The organism is Actinophytocola sp., assembly GCF_045807065.1.
GTDB lineage: Bacteria > Actinomycetota > Actinomycetes > Mycobacteriales > Pseudonocardiaceae > Actinophytocola.
The window spans coordinates 1-3,946 of record NZ_JBJMIE010000163.1; the positions used below are offsets into that span (position 1 = coordinate 1).

The window sequence follows — 3,946 nt, forward strand, 5'->3', positions numbered from 1 at the left end:
AGGCGGCTGAGCGTCGCGGCGGCTACGCGGTGTCCGTCCGGCATGTCGTTCACGCTTCCAGTGGGCCAATCCGGCGGGAGTGGTCTATCGCTTCCCAGTGGTAAATGGCAAGGATCAACTGGGAACTTTCTCAGCTCTCCTTCGCCCAACCAGGAAAGGGCCGCTCGATGCCGACGGTCGCGTTGCTCGGGACGTTCGACACCAAGCAGGTCGAGTACCGCTGGCTGCGCGATCAGCTGACCGCCGCCGGCTGCGCCGTGCTCGGCGTGGACGTCGGCTCGTTCTCCGACGGTGGCGGGCTCGCGGACGTGAGCTCGGCCGAGGTGGCGAGCGCCGCCGGGGCCGACCTCGACGAACTGCGGGCCAAGAACGACCGCGGCGCGGCCATGGAGGCCATGGGTGCCGGTGCGGCGGCCGTCGTGACGCGGCTGTACCAGGAGGGCCGGCTCGACGGCGTGCTCGCGGTCGGGGGTTCGGGCGGCTCGTCGGTGGCCGGCCGGGCCATGCACGCGCTGCCGGTCGGCGTGCCGAAGCTGCTCGTGTCGACCATGGCGTCCGGGGACGTGCGCCCGTACGTCGGCGACGTGGACGTGACGCTGATGTACTCGGTGGTCGACGTCAGCGGCGTGAACTCCGTGTCCCGGCTGGTGCTGGGCAACGCCGTCGCGGCCGTCGCCGCCATGGCCGCCGCACACGAGCGGCGCCGCGCCGAGCCGCCCCCCGACCATCGCAGACCCGTGGTCGCGGCGACGATGTTCGGGCTCACCACGCCCGCCGTCGACGAGGCCAGGGCCGTGCTCACCGACCTCGGCTACGAGGTGCTGGTGTTCCACGCCACCGGGGCCGGCGGCCGCGCGATGGAGTCCCTGGTCACGTCCGGGCTGGTCGACGGCGTGCTGGACCTGACGACCACCGAGCTGGCCGACGACCTGGTCGGCGGGGTGCTGACCGCCGGGCCGCAACGGCTGGAGGCCGCCGGTCGGGTGGGGATTCCGCAGGTGGTGAGCGTGGGCGCGCTGGACATGGTGAACTTCGGGCCCCGGGAGACGGTGCCGGAACGGTTCGCCGACCGGACGTTCCTGGTGCACAACCCGACGGTGACCCTGATGCGTACGACGCCGGCGGAGATGGCCGCCCTGGGACGGCGCATCGCGGCGAAGCTCACCGGTTCGACCGGTCCGGTGGAGGTTTTCCTGCCGCGCCAAGGGGTATCAGGGATCGACAGGGCTGGGGGTCAGTTCGAGGACCGCGCCGCGGACGAGGCGTGTTTCGCGGAGATCCGCAGTGGCCTGGCCGGTTCCGCGGTAGCCGTGTGGGAGCTGGACAGTCATATCAACGACGAGGGATTCGGCCGGGCCGCCGCCGAGGCGCTGCACCGGCTGATCACGACACACAGGGGAAACGGGTGATGACGACCGAGGGGGCGGCGCTCGCCGAGTTCCCGGAGCTGCGCCGGTTGGTCGACCTCCGCAACGCGGGTTGGCAGTTCCTGCCCGTCTCCGCGGACGGCGAACTGGTCGAGGTCCGCGGGGTTCGAGCCTGGCCGGACGACTGGGCGGACGCCATCGTGGTGCGGTTCACCACCGATGCGGCAGGATTGCGGTGCGACCCGTCCGGCGGTGTGGTGTGGGAGCGGGCTGGCGACCTGGCCGAGGTGGTGGACGGGTTGCTGGCCCTGCCGGCGCCGAGCGACCCGAACGCGCCGCGACTGGTCCTGCGCACGACGCCGGGACTGTGGACGCCGTAAGAGGGGGCTTTTCGTGGAACGCGCGGAGGTTCGGGAGCGGTTGGCCGCGACCGTCTCGGCGGGCCGGCCGATCATCGGCGCCGGCGCCGGTACCGGACTGTCCGCGAAGTCCGCCGAGGCCGGCGGGGTCGACCTGCTGATCATCTACAACTCCGGCCGCTACCGCATGGCCGGCCGCGGCTCCCTGGCCGGGCTGCTGCCCTACGGTGACGCCAACGCGATCGTGGTGGAGATGGCCGGCGAGGTGCTGCCGGTGGTCCGGTCCACGCCGGTGCTCGCCGGGGTGTGCGGCACTGATCCCTTCCGGTGCATGGGCCCGTTCCTGGACGAGCTGGCGCGGCTCGGGTTCGCCGGCGTGCAGAACTTCCCGACCGTCGGGCTCTACGACGGGAAGTTCCGCGAGAACCTCGAGGAGACCGGCATGGGGTTCGACCTCGAGGTCGACATGATCCGCCTGGCCGCGTCGAAGGGCCTGTTCACCGCGCCGTACGCGTTCGATCCCGACCAGGCCGCCGCGATGGCGGAGGCCGGCGCGGACGTGCTCGTGCCGCACGTCGGTCTGACCAGCAAGGGCGCCATCGGCGCGAGGACAACGCTTTCCCTCGACGAGGCCGCCGCGTCCGTGCAACGCATGCGCGACGCCGCGGTGGCGGCGAACCCGGACATCCTGGTGCTCTGCCACGGCGGCCCGATCGCGGAACCGGCCGACGCGCAGTACGTCCTGGACCACACCGAAGGCGTCGTCGGCTTCTTCGGCGCCTCCTCGATCGAACGCCTACCCACGGAGACGGCGATCCGCACCCAGGCGGAGAGCTTCAAGACCCTCACGCTCTGACCACCGCTCAGCGCGGTCGTGCGGTCATCCTGAGCCGGCCGGCGCGGAGCACGTCGACCGCCGTGTCCTCTGTGTCCTCTATGTCCTCTGTGGACCGTGACGTGAGCAACGCGTCAATCATGGCGTGCAGCCGGCGGCGCGCGGCCAGGTAGCGGCGGTTCTCGGGTGTCGGCACCGCGTGCAGTGGCCCGAACGGGAGCATGGCGCGGCGGTACAGGCCACGCATCATCGGCGGCAGCAACGCATGCGCCTCGGCGACGACCGCGGTGGTCGTAGACGGAACCGCCCCGGTCGAAGACCTTCGGGGTCAGCAGCACGTGCCGCACGAGGTCGGGTGCGCAGACGAGGTACGCACGCGTCGGGCCGAGGCGGATCGTCGCCACGTCACCGGACCGCTGTGCGCCGCACAGGAAGGCCAGCGGGTCGCGGAAGAACTGGACGGCGTGGCCGAGCACCGGCAGCGCACCGGGCGCGGTGGGTGGAACTGTCATACGTACCACGCTATCCAGACGCACTACTCCTCGACGCCGTCCCGCGCCTCGCGGGCCTTGCGGCGCTGTTCCTCGGCACGTTCCCGGCAGCGGCGCAGGAACTCCTCGTCCGACTCGGTGTCCGTGGCCGCGAACCGCCCGGGGCGGTCGTACTCGGGGTAGCCGGGCACGCCGCGTTCGTAGGAGCGCGCCCTCGGGTTCGCCTGGACCGGCCGGCCCGCGACCAGCCAGACGATCGAGCCGACCAGCGGGAAGAACAGGACGATCAGCAACCACCCGATCTTGGGCAGGTTCCTGGTGTCCCCGTCGCTGGTGGTGATGACGTCGATCAGGCAGAAAAGCCACAGACCCAATGTGAAGAGGCCGAAGAGGCCCTCGAAGTAGAACACGGCACACCCCCGGAAGTCGGTCGGCGCAGGATAGTGGATCACGCCACCGACTGGTTGCGGAGGGCGTACTCCCCGCGACGCATGCGCGTCCGTCGCCTGTGTCACCGCGACGGGTCGGCCGGGAGGCCTACAGGAAGCTCACCCCCTGAGCGAGCGCCGGGGTGCTCGCGTAGTTGACCGTGTTGGTGGCGCGGCGCATGTAGGCGCGCCAGGCGTCCGAACCGGACTCACGGCCGCCGCCGGTTTGTTTCTCGCCGCCGAAGGCGCCGCCTATCTCCGCGCCGGAGGTGCCGATGTTGACGTTCGCGATGCCGCAGTCGGAGCCGTCGGTGGCGAGGAAGTGTTCGGCCTCCTGCTGGTCGCGGGTGAAGATCGACGACGACAGTCCCTGGGGGACGTCGTTGTGCAGCGCGACGGCCTCTTCGAAGGTGTCGTAGGTCAGCACGTAGAGCACGGGCGCGAAGGTCTCCTCGCGCACGATCGG

Annotated in this window: 6 protein-coding genes; 3 read left to right on the forward strand and 3 right to left on the reverse strand. The window is 71.1% G+C overall.

The annotated features are described in order from the left end of the window. Nucleotides 1-104: 104 nt before the first annotated feature. Genes ACJ73U_RS09510 through ACJ73U_RS09520 form a run of 3 tightly spaced genes read left to right on the forward strand, consistent with a single transcriptional unit; the run spans nucleotide 105 to nucleotide 2,582 of the window. The gene (locus ACJ73U_RS09510; RefSeq protein WP_407777182.1) at nucleotides 105-1,409 is read left to right on the forward strand and encodes a Tm-1-like ATP-binding domain-containing protein; all 1,305 of its coding nucleotides are present in this window, start codon (nucleotides 105-107) and stop codon (nucleotides 1,407-1,409) included. Continuing rightward, complete coding sequence (locus ACJ73U_RS09515) at nucleotides 1,409-1,747, forward strand: hypothetical protein (protein WP_407777183.1); 339 nt, start codon at nucleotides 1,409-1,411, stop codon at nucleotides 1,745-1,747. The genes ACJ73U_RS09510 and ACJ73U_RS09515 overlap by 1 nt, the downstream gene beginning before the upstream one ends. A gap of 13 nt (nucleotides 1,748-1,760) precedes the next feature. Continuing rightward, nucleotides 1,761-2,582 (forward strand): phosphoenolpyruvate hydrolase family protein, encoded by an 822-nt coding sequence (locus tag ACJ73U_RS09520; RefSeq protein ID WP_407777184.1) that lies wholly within the window; start codon nucleotides 1,761-1,763, stop codon nucleotides 2,580-2,582. 7 nt (nucleotides 2,583-2,589) lie between these two features. Here the strand turns inward: ACJ73U_RS09520 and ACJ73U_RS09525 are convergent, their stop codons facing one another. From ACJ73U_RS09525 to ACJ73U_RS09535, 3 genes are all read right to left on the reverse strand, one after another. Next, nucleotides 2,590-2,823, reverse strand: coding sequence for a hypothetical protein (locus ACJ73U_RS09525; protein WP_407777185.1), 234 nt, complete (start codon nucleotides 2,821-2,823; stop codon nucleotides 2,590-2,592). Nucleotides 2,824-3,096: 273 nt separating this feature from the next. Beyond that, nucleotides 3,097-3,462 (reverse strand): PLD nuclease N-terminal domain-containing protein, encoded by a 366-nt coding sequence (locus tag ACJ73U_RS09530; RefSeq protein ID WP_407777187.1) that lies wholly within the window; start codon nucleotides 3,460-3,462, stop codon nucleotides 3,097-3,099. A gap of 127 nt (nucleotides 3,463-3,589) precedes the next feature. Continuing rightward, nucleotides 3,590-3,946, reverse strand: a 357-nt coding sequence (locus ACJ73U_RS09535) for an aldehyde dehydrogenase family protein (protein ID WP_407777186.1), incomplete at its 5' end; no start/stop codon positions are given.